At 75.6% G+C, this 15,756-nt stretch carries 12 protein-coding genes; 6 read left to right on the top strand and 6 right to left on the bottom strand.

Annotation, left to right across the window (positions count from 1 at the left end; translation table 11 throughout):
• Position 1 precedes the first annotated feature (1 nt).
• Complete coding sequence (locus AB2L28_RS06835; protein ID WP_370718002.1) at positions 2–481, bottom strand: ribose-5-phosphate isomerase; 480 nt, start codon at positions 479–481, stop codon at positions 2–4.
• A gap of 36 nt (positions 482–517) precedes the next feature.
• Between AB2L28_RS06835 and AB2L28_RS06830 the strand changes: the two genes are divergently transcribed.
• Positions 518–1,246: a DUF429 domain-containing protein gene (locus tag AB2L28_RS06830; protein ID WP_370718001.1), complete on the top strand. Its 729-nt coding sequence runs from the start codon at positions 518–520 to the stop codon at positions 1,244–1,246.
• A 29-nt stretch (positions 1,247–1,275) separates the two neighbouring features.
• On the opposite strand, the gene AB2L28_RS06825 is transcribed toward AB2L28_RS06830, so the two are convergent.
• The gene (locus AB2L28_RS06825) at positions 1,276–1,911 is read right to left on the bottom strand and encodes a mycothiol-dependent nitroreductase Rv2466c family protein (protein WP_370718000.1); all 636 of its coding nucleotides are present in this window, start codon (positions 1,909–1,911) and stop codon (positions 1,276–1,278) included.
• A 128-nt stretch (positions 1,912–2,039) separates the two neighbouring features.
• Here AB2L28_RS06825 and pepN point away from each other — a divergent pair, with 128 nt between their 5' ends.
• Positions 2,040–4,598 carry an aminopeptidase N gene (gene pepN, locus AB2L28_RS06820; protein ID WP_370717999.1) on the top strand — a complete coding sequence of 853 codons (2,559 nt, stop codon included), beginning with the start codon at positions 2,040–2,042 and terminating at the stop codon, positions 4,596–4,598.
• 87 nt (positions 4,599–4,685) lie between these two features.
• On the opposite strand, the gene malQ is transcribed toward pepN, so the two are convergent.
• Entirely contained in the window at positions 4,686–6,827 is a 2,142-nt protein-coding gene (gene malQ, locus AB2L28_RS06815; protein WP_370717998.1) for a 4-alpha-glucanotransferase, read from the bottom strand.
• Positions 6,828–6,986: 159 nt separating this feature from the next.
• Between malQ and AB2L28_RS06810 the strand changes: the two genes are divergently transcribed.
• Genes AB2L28_RS06810 through AB2L28_RS06795 form a run of 4 tightly spaced genes read left to right on the top strand, consistent with a single transcriptional unit; the run spans position 6,987 to position 12,340 of the window.
• Positions 6,987–9,164 carry a prolyl oligopeptidase family serine peptidase gene (locus AB2L28_RS06810; RefSeq protein WP_370717997.1) on the top strand — a complete coding sequence of 726 codons (2,178 nt, stop codon included), beginning with the start codon at positions 6,987–6,989 and terminating at the stop codon, positions 9,162–9,164.
• A gap of 27 nt (positions 9,165–9,191) precedes the next feature.
• The gene (locus tag AB2L28_RS06805; protein ID WP_370717996.1) at positions 9,192–10,262 is read left to right on the top strand and encodes a mechanosensitive ion channel family protein; all 1,071 of its coding nucleotides are present in this window, start codon (positions 9,192–9,194) and stop codon (positions 10,260–10,262) included.
• A 45-nt stretch (positions 10,263–10,307) separates the two neighbouring features.
• Positions 10,308–11,894: an SDR family oxidoreductase gene (locus tag AB2L28_RS06800; RefSeq protein WP_370717995.1), complete on the top strand. Its 1,587-nt coding sequence runs from the start codon at positions 10,308–10,310 to the stop codon at positions 11,892–11,894.
• Between the two features lie 35 nt (positions 11,895–11,929).
• A complete protein-coding gene (locus AB2L28_RS06795) occupies positions 11,930–12,340 on the top strand; it encodes a globin (RefSeq protein WP_370718375.1) in 411 nt (136 codons plus the stop codon).
• Between the two features lie 126 nt (positions 12,341–12,466).
• On the opposite strand, the gene egtC is transcribed toward AB2L28_RS06795, so the two are convergent.
• The 3 genes from egtC to AB2L28_RS06780 are packed head-to-tail and all read right to left on the bottom strand — an operon-like array spanning position 12,467 to position 15,728.
• Positions 12,467–13,156, bottom strand: coding sequence for an ergothioneine biosynthesis protein EgtC (gene egtC / locus AB2L28_RS06790; RefSeq protein WP_370717994.1), 690 nt, complete (start codon positions 13,154–13,156; stop codon positions 12,467–12,469).
• A 2-nt stretch (positions 13,157–13,158) separates the two neighbouring features.
• A complete protein-coding gene (egtB, locus tag AB2L28_RS06785) occupies positions 13,159–14,469 on the bottom strand; it encodes an ergothioneine biosynthesis protein EgtB (protein ID WP_370718374.1) in 1,311 nt (436 codons plus the stop codon).
• A 5-nt stretch (positions 14,470–14,474) separates the two neighbouring features.
• Positions 14,475–15,728 carry a glutamate-cysteine ligase family protein gene (locus tag AB2L28_RS06780; protein ID WP_370717993.1) on the bottom strand — a complete coding sequence of 418 codons (1,254 nt, stop codon included), beginning with the start codon at positions 15,726–15,728 and terminating at the stop codon, positions 14,475–14,477.
• Positions 15,729–15,756: the final 28 nt, after the last annotated feature.

Here is a 15,756-nt window from a genome sequence, read left to right as displayed (position 1 = left end):
GTCAGGCGTCGGCGGCCGGCAACGGGGGCAGCTCCCCCGTGCGCGCGTACTCGTCGAGCATCTCGATGCGCCGGACGTGGCGCGGGTCCTGGGAGAAGGGGGTGGTGAGGAAGGTGTCCGCGAGGAGGGTGGCCTCCTCCAGGGTGTGCATCCGCGCCCCGATGCCGACGCACTGCGCGTCGTTGTGCTCGCGCGCGAGCCGGGCCGTCTCGACCGACCAGGCCAGGGCGCAGCGGATCCCGGGGACGACGTTCGCCGCGATCTGCTCCCCGTTGCCCGAACCGCCGATGACGATGCCGAGGCTGCCGGGGTCGCCGGCCACGCCGTGCGCGGCCCGCAGGACGAACGGCGGGTAGTCGTCCTGCCCGTCGTAGGCGGTGGCACCGTGGTCGACGACGTCGTGGCCCTGCCCGCGCAGGTGGGCCACGAGGTGCTCCTTGAGCTCGAACCCGGCGTGGTCGGTGCCGATGTGGACGCGCATGGGGTCAGCTTGGCAGCCCGGTGCGACGATCGCGCCGTGGGGTCGGACGTGTCCCCGGGCGTGTCCCCGGGCGTCGTGGTGCTGGGGGTCGACGGCCGTCGTGGCGGCTGGGCCGTCGCCGTCGTCGAGGGCGGCGCGCACCGGGCGCGCCTGCGCGGCTGGGAGAGCCTGGCCGGGCAGGACGCCGGCGCCGTCCTGGACCTCGCCCGCCGCCATGGTGCCGTGGCCGTCGGGCTCGACGTCCCGGTCGGGCTGCCCGCGCACGGGTGGCGACCGGTCGACCTGATCGCCAAGCGGGCCCTGGGACGCGCTCACCCGCGCGTCTTCCTGGTCCCCCCGCGCGACGTCCTGGCCCAGCCCGGCTACGCCGCCGCCCGGACCCGCTGCCGCGAGCTGCTCGACGGCAAAGGGCTGTCGGCGCAGACGTGGGGGCTGCGCGGGCCGGTGCTGGCGCTCGACGAGGCCCTGGCCGCGGCCCCGGACGCCCGCGGGCTGGTCGTGGAGACCCACCCGGAGCTGTCCTTCGCCGCGATGACCGGCCACGTCCTGCCGTCGAAGAAGACCGCCGAGGGGCGCGCGGCGCGTGCGAGCGCCCTCGGCACCTGGTTGCAGGGACCGCCGGCCCCACCCGGCGACGACCACCTCGACGCCGGCGCGTGCGCGTGGTCGGCGCTGCGGTGGGCGGGGTGGTCCCCCGGGGGTCCCGCGCGCGTCCTCGGCGGGGACGAGGACGAGCGCGGGCTCCCGATGCGGATCGTCGTCTGACCCGCGGCCCGCCGCCGCGGCGGTGCGGGTCAGTCGAAGACGGGGCCCTGCGTGCGGGTCCGCTTGAGCTCGTAGAACCCCTGCACCCCCGCGACGAGGACGCAGCCGTCCCAGAGCCGGCCGGCGGCCTCGCCCCGGGGCGTGGGCGTCACGACGGGACCGAAGAAGGCGACGTCGTCGAAGGCCACCACGGGCGTCCCGACGTCCTCGCCCACCTTGGTGATCCCCTCGGTGTGGGAGGCGCGCAGCTCGGTGTCGTAGGTCGAGGAGTGCGCGGCCGCGGCCAGGTCGGCGGGCAGGCCGACCTCCGCCAGGGACTCGGCGATCACGGTGTCGAAGTCCTTGTTCCCGCCGGGGTGGATGCGGGTGCCCATCGCGGTGTAGAGGGGCAGGACGACGTCCTCGCCGTGCAGGAGGCGGGCCGCGGTCACGACGCGCACCGGCCCCCACCCCCTCGTCATGAGCTCCCGGTACTCCTCGGGCAGGTCCCGGCCCTCGTTGAGGACCGACAGGCTCATGACGTGCCAGCGCACGGAGATGTCGCGGACCTGTTCGACCTCCAGCATCCAGCGGGAGGTCATCCAGGCCCACGGGCACAGCGGGTCGAACCAGAAGTCGGCCTGGGCCTTGCTCTGCGGGCTCGTCGGAGTCGTCGGAGTCGTCATGCCCTCATCCTGCTCCCGGGGTCCGGCACCCGGTCGCAGGGGGCGGTGTCGCAGCGGCGTGGCAGAGTCGTCGGAGACACCGGCCGCCGCGGGCGACCGGCCTGGACAGTTCGAGGAGAGGACGTGCGGTGCCTGGCGAGAACCTGACGCGCGAGGAGGCCCGGACGCGGGCCGGCCTGGTGCAGGTCGAGCACTACGGGGTGGAGCTGGACCTGACGACGGGACCGGAGACGTTCCGCTCGACCACGACGGCGCGGTTCACGGCCACCCCCGGCGCCTCGACGTTCGTGGACCTCATCAGCGCCGCGGTGCACGAGGTCGTCCTCAACGGCACCGCCCTGGACGTGGCGGCCGTGGACGACGGCGTGCGGATCCAGCTCGAGGACCTCGCGGCCGAGAACGAGCTGCGCGTCGTGGCGGACTGCCGCTACATGAACACCGGCGAGGGGCTGCACCGCTTCGTCGACCCCGTCGACGACGAGGTGTACCTCTACTCCCAGTTCGAGGTCGCCGACTCCCGCCGCGTCTACGCCGTGTTCGAGCAGCCCGACCTCAAGGCCGAGTTCACCTTCACGGTGACGGCCCCGGAGCACTGGCGCGTCGTGTCCAACTCCCCCGTCGAGCACCGCGAACCCGTCGAGACGGGCAGCCGGTGGACGTTCGAGCGCACCCCGCGGCTGTCGTCGTACGTCACCGCGGTCATCGCCGGCCCGTACGAGGGGTCCCAGGACTCCCTCGTCTCCTCCGACGGCCGGACGATCCCCCTGGGGGTCTACTGCCGCAAGTCCCTCGCCCAGCACCTCGACGCCGAGAACGTCGTGCGCGCCACGAAGCAGGGGTTCGAGTTCTTCGAGCGCGAGTTCGACCGGCCGTACCCGTTCGCCAAGTACGACCAGGTGTTCGTGCCGGAGTTCAACGCCGGTGCCATGGAGAACGCCGGCGCGGTCACCTTCGTCGAGAGCTACGTCTTCCGCTCCAAGGTCCCGCGGGCCACGGTCGAGCGCCGCGTCGTCACCGTGCTGCACGAGCTGGCGCACATGTGGTTCGGCGACCTCGTGACGATGCGCTGGTGGAACGACCTGTGGCTCAACGAGTCCTTCGCGGAGTTCGCCTCCACGCTGGCCGCGGCCGAGGCCACGGAGTGGAAGGGGTCGTGGACGACCTTCAACTCCCTCGAGAAGTCCTGGGCCTACCGGCAGGACCAGCTGCCGACGACCCACCCGATCGTCGCCGAGATCAACGACCTCGAGGACGTCGAGGTGAACTTCGACGGCATCACCTACGCCAAGGGCGCGAGCGTGCTCAAGCAGCTCGTCGCCTACGTGGGCCGCGAGGAGTTCCTGGCCGGGGTGCGGGCGTACTTCGCCCGGCACGCGTTCGGCAACACCGAACTCGTCGACCTCCTGCGCGAGCTCGAGACCACCTCCGGCCGCGACCTGTCGGCCTGGTCCCGGGAGTGGCTGGAGACGGCGGGCGTGGCGACGCTGCGACCGGTCCTGGAGACCGACGCCGACGACACGATCACCGCGGCCCGGTTGCTGCAGGAGGCGCCCGCGGCGCACCCGCACCTGCGGGCCCACCGGATCGCGCTGGGCTGCTACGACCTGGTCGACGGCAGCTTCGAGCGCACCGAGCGCGTCGAGCTGGACGCCGCGGGGGCGAGCACCGACCTGCCCCAGCTCGTGGGCCGGAAGCGTCCGGACCTGCTCCTGGTGAACGACGACGACCTCGCCTACGCCAAGATCCGCCTGGACGCCGTCTCGCTGGCCACCGCGCTGCAGCACCTGGACGCGTTCCGCGACTCCCTGCCCCGCTCGCTCGTCGCAGCCGCCCTGTGGGACATGACGCGCGACGGGGAGTCCCCCGCCCGCGACTACGTCGACCTGCTGCTGACGACGCTGCTGCCCGGCGACGCGGCCCGGGCCGACTCCACCGTCGCGCTCGTGCTGCTGCGCCAGCTGACGACGACCGTCGAGCTCTACGCGGCGCCCGCGCACCGCGAGGAGGTGCGCGCCCGCACGGCGAGCACGCTGCTGGAACTGCTGCGGGCGGCGGCCCCCGGCAGCGACACGCAGCTGCAGTTCGCCCGGGCGTTCGCCTCGGCAGCCCGCAGCTCCGAGCACCTCGCCGTCGTGGGGGGGCTGTACGACGGCTCGCACGTCATCGAGGGCCTCGAGGTCGACGCGGACATGCGCTGGGCGCTGCTCACCGCGCTCGTCGCCGGTGGTGTCCGGGGCACCGGGGCGGTCGAGGCCGAGCTGGAGCGGGACGCCACCGCGACGGGTCAGCGCTCGGCCGCCGCGGCACGCGCCGCGGTGCCCACCGCCGAGGCCAAGCAGCAGGCGTGGGCCGACGTCGTCGAGCGCGGCGACCTGCCCAACGCGGTCCAGGCCTCCGTCATCGGCGGGTTCTCCCGGATCCACGACGAGGAGCTGCTCCGGCCCTTCGTCGAGCCGTACTTCGCGGCGCTGCGCACCGTGTGGGCGGAGCGGACGAACGAGATGGCCCAGCAGATCGTCACCGGGCTCTACCCCCTCGACCTGGCCGACCACGCCCTCGTCGAGCGCACCGACGCCTGGCTGGAGGCCGAACCGGACGCGCCCCCGGCGCTGCGTCGCCTGGTGCTGGAGAACCGGGACGGGGTGGCCCGCGCCCTGCGGGCGCAGGAGCGCGACGCCCAGCGGTGAGCCCCACCGTCCCGGGGCGGTGCGGACCACCCCGGGACGGTGCTGCGAGGACCTCGGCGGGGTCGGCGACGACCTCGCGGTGGCGGGTCAGGGGCGCAGGGCCTCGTCGACGGCGCGCGCCAGCGACTGGGCGCGGACGTCGCCCGCGAGGTCGTCGAGCAGCACGACCTTCCCGTCCGGGCCCGTCAGCGGCATCCGCCAGTTCGGGTACTCCTCGGACGTGCCGGGCTGGTTCTGGGTGCGCCGGTCGCCCACGGCGTCGACGAGGGAGACGCCGACCATGAGCGAGGGGGACAGCGCCAGGTAGCGGTGCAGCGCCTCGACGGTGGCCTGCTCGTCGGCGCCCTCGGCCAGCAGCCCGCGGTCGCGGACGAGACCGAGGATGCGTTCCTGCTCGGCGGCGTCCTGCGCCCGTTCCTCGGCCGCGGGCCGCGTCAGCAGGCCGAGCCGGTCGCGCAGGGCGACGTGCTCCTGGGCGAGGTAGCCCGCGGTGGGGGGCAGGTCGTGGACGGTGACGCTGGCCAGGGCGAGCTCGCGGTAGGCCTCCGGGGCCTTGGGGCGGTCCCCGTCGTACTCGAACCACAGGACGGCGCTGCCGAGGACGCCGCGGTCGGCGAGGTAGTCGCGGACCCACGGTTCGACGGTGCCGAGGTCCTCGCCCACGAGGACGGCCCCGGCCCGCTGGGCCTCCAGCGCGAGGATGCCGATGAGCGCGTCGTGGTCGTAGCGGACGTACGTACCGGCCGACGGCTCGGCGTCCCGGGGGATCCACCACAGCCGGAACAGGCCGATGACGTGGTCGATCCGCAGGCCGCCGGCGTGCCGCAGGATGGTGCGGACCATGTCGCGGAAGGGGGCGTAGGCCACCTCGGCGAGCTGGTCGGGCCGCCACGGGGGCTGGCTCCAGTCCTGGCCCTGCTGGTTGAACGCGTCCGGCGGGGCCCCGACCGTCACGCCGTGGGCGAGGGCGTCGCCGAGGGACCAGACGTCGGCGCCGTCGGGGTGCACGCCGACGGCGAGGTCGTGGACGATGCCCGGTCCGGTCCCGGGGGCGGTGGCCGCGTCCTGGGCGGTGCGCAGCTGCTCGTCGCACTGCCACTGCAGCCAGCGGTGGAAGTCGATGCGCTCGGCGAGCTCGTCGAGCAGACCGCTGTCGTGCACGGCCCGCGGCGAGGACGCCTCGGCGGGCCAGTCCGCGGTCGGCAGCCCGTAGCGCTCGGCGAGGGCGCACCACGTCGCGAACCCCGACAACCCCGGCTCCTCGGCGGCCACGTAGCGGCGGAAGGCCGCGTCGCGGGCGGCGGTGCGACCGTGCGCGAAGACGACCTCGAGGGCCTGGCGCTTGGCGGCCCAGGCGGCGTCGCGGTCGATCTCGGAGCTGTCGTGGACGGCGGGCCGGACCTGCTCGGCGAGGCGCTCGAGGAGGGCGCGGTCGGCCGGCGAGAGGTAGGCGACCTCGTGGACGTCCTCCACGCGCAGGTAGAGGGGGTTGACGAACCGCCGCGTCGTCGGCAGGTACGGCGAGGCCTCCATGGGCGGGACGGGCTGGGCCGCGGCGAGCGGGTTGACGAGGACCCAGCCGGCGCCCTGGTCGGCGGCCACGGCGGACAGCTCGGCGAGGTCCGCGAGGTCACCGACCCCCCAGGAGCGCGACGAGCGCACCGAGTACAGCTGCGTCTGGTAGCCCCAGCTGCGGCCGGTGCGCAGCGCCGCGGGCAGCTCCAGGACGTCGGGGGTGACGACGACGGGGCAGCTCGACTCCCCCTCGGGGGTGCGGGCCGTCAGGACGTGCCAGCCCAGCGGGAGGTCGTCGGGCAGCTCGAACGTCGCCCGGCCGGTGAGCCGGCCGTCGACGCGCACGGGGTCGACCCAGCGGTCGAGCTGGCGCAGGGGCGCCCAGCCCTGGTCGTCCTCCAGCTCGACGGTGACGTCGACGGGGTCGCCGTGCGCCACGTGCACCGGCACGGCGTGGGGACGGCCCTCGCGGGCCACGACCACGGGCGGCAGGACCCGGCGCCAGGGGCGCAGCTTGACCTCGTGCAGCGCGTCGCGGACGGCCTCGCGCGAGGACACGTCCAGGCCCATCGCGCTCAGCGCCGCGGTGACCGTGGAGGCCGGGACGGTCGTCTGCCGCCCCCGCCAGTCGGTGAAGGTGGTGGCGACCCCGCAGGCCGTCGCCAAGTCGGTGAGCTCGGCGCCGAGCTCGGCGGTCGAGGAGTCGGTGGCCACCCGCCGACTGTGCCAGACGCGCCGGGTGGCGGCGCGTCCGAACGCGGTGGCGGCGCGAGGGTTCACGTGGACGTCACACAGGGGGCCCGCGCAGGGACTGCGGGAGGCCTGTGGAGGAGGCCCCCGCGGTGTCGTCGCACCGACCTAGGGTGGACGCCCATGGACACCCAGCCGCCCCGCTCCGGCCCGCCCGCGGGTCCGGGCCCCGACGTGGCGCCGCGCCTCGACCTCGTCGAGGAGCTGCACGGCGTGCCCGTCGCCGACCCCTACCGCTGGCTGGAGGACGCGGACGACCCGCGGACACGGGCGTGGTCGCAGTGGCAGGACGGGGCGTGGGAGCGCTGGGCCGGGCAGCTGCCCGGGCGCGCCGGGCTGGAGCGCCGCGTCCGCGAGCTCATGGCGACGGGGTCGGTCGGGACGCCCGTGCACCGGGGCGAGCGGGTCTTCCGGACGCGGCGGGACCCCGACGCCGAGCACGGGGTGCTGACCGTGCAGGACCCGGGGGCGCCGCCGCGCGTGCTCGTCGACCCGGTCGCGCTGGACCCGTCGGGCACGACGACGCTGGACGCGTGGCGGCCCGACGTCGAGGGCGACCTCGTCGCCTACCAGTTGTCCGAGGGCGGCAGCGAGGAGAGCGTCCTGCGCGTCCTGGACGCCACGACGGGCGAGGTCGTCGACGGCCCGGTCGACCGGGCCCGCTACTCCCCCGTCGCCTGGCTGCCCGCCCGCGACGGGGTGCGCTCCTTCTACTACGTGCGCCGGCAGCCGCCGGGGACCGTGCCCGAGGACGAGCGGCAGTACCACCGGCGGGTGCACCTGCACGTCGTGGGCACCGACCCCGACACCGACGTCGAGGTGTTCGGCGCCGGTCGCGCGATGACGAACTACTACGGCGTCTGGACCTCCCGCGACGGCCGCTGGCTCGTCGTGAGCGCCGCCGAGGGCACGGCCCCGCGCAACGACGTCTGGATCGCCGACCTCGAGGGCGGCGACCCGGCCCGTCCGGAGTTCCGGGCCGTCGTCGAGGGGGAGGACGCGAGCACGAGCGCCTGGGTCGGCCGCGACGGGCGGCTGTACCTGTTCACCGACCTCGACGCCCCGCGCGGCCGCCTCGCGGTGGCCGACCCGGCGCAGCCGGGGGTGGAGCGCTGGACCGACCTCGTCCCGCAGGCCGAGGCGCTGCTGGACGACGTCGCCGTCCTCGACGGCCCGGAGCTGCCCGCGCCGCTGCTCGTCGTGGGCTGGACCGAGCACGCGGTCAGCTCGGTGACGGTGCACGACCTCGCCACCGGCCGGCGGCTGGAGGGCGCGGCGGGTCGTGTCGACCTGCCCGGGGCGGGCGCGATCGGCGGGCTCGTGGGCCGGCCCGAAGGCGGTCACGAGCTGTGGTTCGCCTACACCGACACCACGACGCCCTCGCACGTGTGGCGCTTCGACGCCCGCACCCGCGACCTCGCGGTGGAGGCCGCCCCGCCGGGGGCGGTGCGGGTGCCCGCCGTGGTGAGCCGGTTGCTGGAGTTCCCCAGCGCCGACGGCACGCTCGTCCGGTTGCAGGTGACGGCGCGCGCCGACCTGCTCGACGACGACGGCGTCCCCCGCCGCCCGGCGCCGACGATCCTCTACGGCTACGGCGGGTTCGGCATCAGCCTGTCCCCGCACTACGCCCCCGACGCGCTCGCCTGGGTCGAGGCCGGCGGCGCGTACGCCGTGGCGAACCTGCGCGGCGGCGGGGAGGAGGGCGAGGACTGGCACCGGGCCGGGATGCGCGGGCACAAGCAGAACGTCTTCGACGACTTCCACGCCGCGGCCCGCTGGCTCGTGGACCGGGGGTTCACCACGCCGTCGCAGCTGTGCGTGCACGGCGGGTCCAACGGCGGCCTGCTCGTGGGCGCCGCCGCCACCCAGGAGCCGTCGCTGTTCGCCGGCGTCGTGTGCTCGGCGCCGCTGCTGGACATGGTGCGCTACGAGCTGCACGGACTGGGCGCCACCTGGAGCGACGAGTACGGCACGGCGGCCGTGGCCGAGGAGTTCGGCTGGCTGCACGCCTACTCCCCCTACCACCGGGTGGTGGAGGGCACCGCGTACCCGTCGGTGCTCTTCACGGTCTTCGACGGGGACAGCCGCGTCGACCCGCTGCACGCGCGCAAGCTGTGCGCCGCGCTGCAGCACGCGACGTCCTCCGACCCCGCCCGACGGCCGGTGCTGTTGCGCCGGGAGAGGGACGTCGGCCACGGCGCACGCTCGGTCTCGCGCAGCGCGGGGCTCGTGCGTGACACCCTCGCCTTCGCGGCGCGGGCCACCGGTCTCGCGCTGGACCACCTCGACGAGCAGGTCTGAGGACCTGAGAAGGAGTTGTCCCACCTCGTGCTGGACTCGATCACGGACGCCCTCGGCAGCAGCGCGGCGGAGGAGGCCCAGGCCGGGGCGTCCGGCGCCGTGGCCTTCCTGCTGGACAAGCCGCTGAAGGTCGTCGTCATCCTGCTGGTGTGCTGGATCGCGCGGTTCCTGGCGATGCGCCTCATCGGCCGCATCGCCTCGGGCATCTCGACCGGCGCCGGCAAGCTGGGCGGTGGGCGCCGCAACGGCCTGCTGGAATCCTCCCCGCTGCTGAACGAACGACGCCAGCAGCGCGCCGAGACCCTGGCCTCGGTGCTCAAGAGCACCGTGACCTTCGTCCTGGGCCTGCTGGCGATCCTCATGGTGCTGGACACCGTCGGCATCGCCATCGGCCCGTTCCTGGCCTCGGCCGGGATCGCCGGAGTGGCGCTGGGGTTCGGGGCGCAGGCCCTCGTGAAGGACTTCCTGTCCGGCATCTTCATGCTCGCCGAGGACCAGTACGGCGTCGGGGACGTGGTCGACCTCGGGGACGCCGTCGGCACGGTCGAGGCGGTCGGCCTGCGCGTGACCCGGTTGCGCGACGTCAAGGGCACCGTCTGGTACGTCCGCAACGGCGAGATCCTGCGGGTCGGCAACCAGAGCCAGGGCTGGGCGCGGGCCCTGCTCGACGTCTCGGTGGCCTACGGGGAGGACCTCAGCCACGCGCAGCGGGTGCTGCAGCGGGTCGCCGACGACCTCGTGGCCGAGGAGGCGTGGAAGGACCTGGTGGTCGACGCCCCGGAGGTGTGGGGCGTGGAGCAGATGGGGGCCGACGGGATCGTCCTGCGCCTGGTCGTGAAGACCAAGCCGTTGCAGCAGTGGGCCGTGCAGCGGGAGCTGCGGCGCCGGACGAAGGCCGTGTTCGACGCCGAGGGCATCGAGTTCCCCTTCCCGCAGCGCACGGTGTGGTTGCGCCACGACGACGAGCCGCGCCAGGTGGCTCCCCCGGCGCAGCGCTCGGCCGCCGTCGACCCGCAGCCGCCGCCGCCGAGCGAGGCGGACGTCGCCAAGGAGGACGCCGCGGCCGCCGACCCGGCGCGGACCGACCGGGGGCTCTGAGCGGTCGGCTCGCGCGCCGGGTCGCCCGCTCCGAGACTGGTCGCCATGAGCGAGCCCTCCCCCGACGCCCCCCGCGGGTCCCTCGACGACGTCCTGGCCGGCGACGGGCGCCTCGCCCTGGTCACGGGGGTGACCGGGTACATCGGTGGCCGTCTCGTGCCCGAGCTGCTGCAGGCGGGCTTCCGGGTGCGCGCGCTGGCCCGGCGGCCCGAGCAGCTGCGCGACCGGCCGTGGATCGACGACGTGGAGGTGGTCGGGGCCGACGCCTCCGACCGCGACCAGGTGAGCGCGGCGATGGAGGGCGTCGACGTCGCCTACTACCTCATCCACGCCATGAGCGGGGGGTCGTCCTTCGCGGCCAAGGACCGCCGCACCGCGCGCACGTTCGCGCGGGCGGCGGCCGACCAGGGGGTGCGTCGCATCGTCTACCTCGGGGGCATCCACCCCGAGGACGAGGAGCTCTCGACCCACCTGGAGTCGCGCCGGGAGGTCGGGGAGATCCTCCTCGACGCGCCCGTGCCGGCCACGGTGCTGCAGGCCGCGGTCATCCTGGGGTCGGGCTCGGCGAGCTTCGAGATGATGCGGTACCTCACCGAGCGCCTGCCCGTCATGGTGTGCCCGGCGTGGGTCTACAACCGCATCCAGCCGATCGCGGTGCGCGACGTGCTGCGCTACCTCGTGGGGTCCGCCTCGATGCCGGACGACGTGAACCGCACGTTCGACGTCGGCGGGCCCGACGTGGTGACCTACCTGGACATGATGCGCGGCTACGCCGAGGTCGCGCGCCTGCCCAAGCGGCACGTGCTGCCGGTGAAGGTCATGTCCCCGCGCCTGTCGAGCCACTGGGTCGGCACGATCACCCCCGTCCCCGGTTCGATCGCCCGCCCGCTGGTGGAGAGCCTCGTCCACGAGGTGGTGTGCAAGGAGAAGGACGTCGAGCAGTACGTGCCGGACCCGCCGGAGGGGCTCATCCCGTTCCGTCGCGCGGTCGAGCTGGCGCTGAAGCGCATCCAGGAGGCGGACGTCACGACGCGCTGGAGCTCGGCCTCGGTGCCGGGCGCCCCGAGCGACCCGTTGCCGACCGACCCGGACTGGGCCGGTGGCAACCTCTACGTCGACGAGCGGACCACCGTCGTGGACGCCTCCCCGCACGAGCTGTGGCAGGTGCTGGAGGGGATCGGCGGGGACCAGGGCTGGTACTCCTGGCCGATGGCGTGGGCGGTGCGCGGGGTCATGGACCGGTTCTCCGGGGGGCCCGGGTTGCGCCGCGGCCGCCGCGATCCGCGACGCCTGCGGGTCGGGGACGCCGTCGACTGGTGGCGCGTGGAGGAGCGCCACGAGGACGCGCTGCTGCGGTTGCGCGCCGAGATGAAGCTGCCGGGGCTGGCGTGGCTGGACCTCCGGGTGAGCCGGGACCCGGTGGGGCGCACGCTGTTCCAGCAGCGCGCCCTGTTCCACCCCAAGGGGTTGGCCGGCCAGGCGTACTGGGCGGCCATCAGCCCGTTCCACGGCGTCGTCTTCGGCGGGATGCAGGAGAACGTGAAGGAGGCGGCCGAGGCGCTGGCCCGCCGGCGGGCCGGGCACGCCCCGACGTCGGTGGACGCGCGCCCGGGGGCGACACTGGTGCGGTGAGTCCCGACCTGCCGTTCGTCCGCCCGCAGAACCTCCTGGGGCGTGCGCCCGCGGGACCGGGCGGCGGCACGCGCACGTTCTTCGACGAGGTGGGCGGGCACGAGACGTTCGTCCGGCTCGTCGACGTGTTCTACGACGGGGTCGCCTCCGACGACGTGCTGCGCCCCATGTACCCCGAGGCGGACCTCGGCCCGGCCAGGGAACGCCTGCTGCTGTTCCTGGAGCAGTACTGGGGCGGGCCCTCGACGTACTCCGAGCAGCGGGGCCACCCGCGGCTGCGGATGCGGCACGCCCCGTTCAAGGTCAACCCCGACGCCCGGGACCGGTGGCTGACGCACATGCGCGCCGCCGTCGAGTCCCTCGGCCTGCCGCCCGCGCAGGAGGGTGTCCTGTGGGACTACCTCGACCGGGCCGCGCACAGCATGCTCAACACCTTCGAGGACTGAGCCGGGCCGTTCCGTCCCGCGGCACCGGTCGCCCTGGGCCTTTCACCCCGCACCGGTGACCGCCGGGCTCCCCGGGCGGTCGGCTGCTGCTCGGCCGCCTGAGCCCGGGGACGTCGGGGCCGTCCCTCACAGGGGGCTGACGCGGGCGCCCCGGGCGTCGACCTCGACGAGGGAGCGGTCCGGGACGTCCTGCCACCGCGGGTCGTCGTCGTGGGGTTCGCTCGCGACGACGACCCCGTCGTCGGTCCGCAGGACGCTGAGGGTGTCCCCCCACGCGGTGGCGACGAGGCGCGTGCCGTCGGCGGCCAGCACGTTGAGCCGGGCGGTCGGGTCGGCCTCCCCCGCCGCGCGCACGCGCGGCCCGATCTCCTCGGGGGCCTGCAGCAGCCAGGCGGCGAGCACGGCGGAGTCGCAGACGGACTCCGCGGCGGGCCAGGCGTCCGCCGGCAGCACGGACCGGTCGAGGCGGCCGTTGTGCGACAGCGCCCAGGCGCCGCGGACGAACGGCGCGCACGCCGTCTCGTCCGGCGGCATCCCGACGGTCGCGTCCCGCACGGCACCCAGGACACACCCGGAGGCGACGTGCGGGGCGACGGAGGCGAGCGAGGCGTCCGCCCACAGCGGGGCCGCGCGGCGCCAGCGGGCGGGTCCGGGACCGGCGGCGGTCCACCAGGCGGCCCCCCAGCCGTCGGCGTTGACCGTCCCGTGCCGCTGCCGCCGCGGGGCCCAGCTCTGCTGCAGCAGACCGTGCTCGCGCTCCAGGAGCAGGTCGGCCAGGGTCCGCTCGGCACCCAGCCAGGCCGTGTGCCGGCACACGCTCAGGCGTCCCAGGCCAGGCGCAGACCGGTGAAGATCTGCCGGCGCACCGGCCAGTCCCAGTTCCGGAACGACGGGCGCACCGAGACGGGCGTGCTGGCCCAGGAGCCGCCGCGCAGCACCCGGTAGCCGCCGCCGAAGAACGGCGCGGAGTAGGTGTCGTAGAGCATCGGTGAGAACCCCGGCCACGGCGCGAAGTCCGAGGACGTCCACTCCCAGACGTCGCCCATGAGCTGCTCGACGCCGTAGGCGCTGGCCCCGGCCGGGTACGCCCCCACCTGCGCGGGCCCGAGCGCGTGGCCGCCGAGGTTGGCGCGGTCGGCGGTGGGCGCCTCCTGGCCCCACGGCCAGCGTCGGCGGCGACCCAGCACCGGGTCCCAGGCGCACGCCTTCTCCCACTCGACCTCGGTGGGCAGCCGGGCGCCGGCCCACCGGGCGAACGCCTCCGCCTCGTGGCAGTCGACGTGCTGCACGGGCGCGGCCGGGTCGAGCGCGACCTCGACGGCGAACCGCCGCTGCGTCCAGCCGCCCGCGCCGTCGCGGGACCAGCCGAGGGGGGCGACGATCCCGGCCTCCCGCCGGTGCGCCCACCCTGCGCGCGTCCAGTGCCGCGGGTCCTCGTACCCGCCGTCGTCGACGAAGGCGGCCCACTCCCCGTTCGTCACCGGCACCCGGCCGATGCGGAACGCCGGGACGTGGACGCGGTGCTGGGGGTGCTCGTTGTCCAGGGCCCACGGCTCCTGCACCGGGTCGACCCCCAGCAGGAACTCACCGGCGGGCACGAGGACGGGCTCGGCCGGCACCACCCGGCCGGGCGGGGTCGGCGCGGCGGCCAGCAGCGGGTCGCCCGAGCGCAGGTTGTGCGTCGCGAACATCGTCTCGTCGTGCTGGTGCTCGTGCTGGGCGACCATCGCGACGGCGAAGGCGGCCTGCTGCGGGTCCTGCGCCCGGACGCGCGCGACGCGGTCGAGCACGCGGTTGCGGACGTCCGCCACGGCCCGCCGGGACTCGCGCGGGTCCAGCAGCGGGAGCTGCGTCCGGCTCGCGCGCGGGTGCTCGGCGGCGTCGTACAGGCAGGCGATCGTGGGGTGGAAGACGGGGGTCCGCTCGACCCCCGCGCCCTGCTGCAGGAGCCACAGCTCCTCCTGCTGCCCGACGTGGGCGAGGTCCCACACCAGCGGGCTCATGAGCGGGGAGTGCTGGACCGTCAGCTCGGCGTCGGCGGCGTCCGTGAGGCGGGTCGTCGTGCGCCGGCCCGCCTGGAGCGCGGCGACGGCCACCTCGAGGGTGTGGTCCGTGGTGTGGTCGTCCAGGGCGGTCACCGGAGCTCCTCCGCGGTCAGGCAGGCGTCCGGTCCCTGGTCGCGGAACCGGTCGGTCACGAGGTCGGCGGGGCCGCGGCCCGCCGCGAGCAGGTCCGTCCAGGCGTGGACGGCGGGCACGAGCGCGGGGTCGACCCGGGCGGCGGCCGCGTCGAGCACGCCGAGCGCGGCCCGGCGCAGCTCCGGGTCGACGAGCCCGAGCCGGACCGCGTCGGCCCCGCGGTGGGCCACGGGTCCGGCGGCGTCCGCGGCGGCGTCCGCGGCCACGGGGTCGTCGACGACGGTCGCGACGACGGCGGCCAGCCCCGGGCGCAGCGCCGCGGGCACGGCGTCGAGGAACCGCAGCTCGGCGAAGCCCCGCAGCCGCACCGGCGGCCACAGCGTCGTGAGGTGAGCCTCGACGTCGTCGGTGCCGGGGCGGCGGCCGTCGAGCAGGACCTCACCGGCGGCCCAGTCGCCGAACGGGACGTGCGCGCGCACGGGCTCGCACTCCCCCGTCGCCTGCGCCCGCACGAACATGACGGGGGCCGCGAACGCGAACTCCACCCACTCCGCCACCGGGTCCGTCCCGGCCCCGGGGGCCCGGCAGCGGCCGGGTTCCAGCCGGCCCCACACCTCCTGGCGGCCGCAGACCGCACCCGCGGGGACTCCCCGCCGCAACGGCGAGGTCGCCGCCAGCGCGACGAGGACGGGCGTCAGCCGGCGCACGTGCTGCAGCCGCAGGGCCCAGCCCGCGGCGGGCCCGGCGTCGAGGTTGACCTGCAGGGAGGCGGTCGAGGCCATCATCGTCGCGCCGTCGAGGTGGTGGCCGACGGCGTCGAAGTGCGCCTCCATCGCCCGGTACCGGGACCCGGGGTGGACGCGGACGGGGGCGCGGACCGGGTCGAGCCCGGTGGCGAGGGCGGCCAGCCCGTCGGCGGCGAGCAGCGCGTCGACGGCGGCCGCGTCGCGTTCCAGGACCGCGACGGTGCCGACCAGGTCTCCCGGCGGGGTGGACAGCTCGACCTGCCCGCCGGGTTCGAGGGTCAGCCGCGACCCGCCGGGAGGCGCGAACCCCGCGACGAGCGAGGTCAACCGGTCCCAGCCCACCCGGCACCGCGGGGCGCGCAGGTCGACGACGTGGCGTTCGAGCTCCAGACCGACCGACCCGGTGCCCGAGGGCCGCAGCGCGGCGGCGGCGACGTGGGCGCGCAGGGCGTCGGGCGGGGCCGGCGAGGTCACCTCGTCGGCGTGGGGGGCGGTGAGCGACACGGTGGTGCAGCCCCTTCCAGGTCCGGAC

The sequence above is a fragment of the Kineococcus mangrovi genome (assembly GCF_041320705.1).
Classification (GTDB): domain Bacteria; phylum Actinomycetota; class Actinomycetes; order Actinomycetales; family Kineococcaceae; genus Kineococcus; species Kineococcus mangrovi.
Note: the sequence above shows the minus strand (reverse complement) of the source record. Positions and strands in the feature narration are given on the sequence as shown.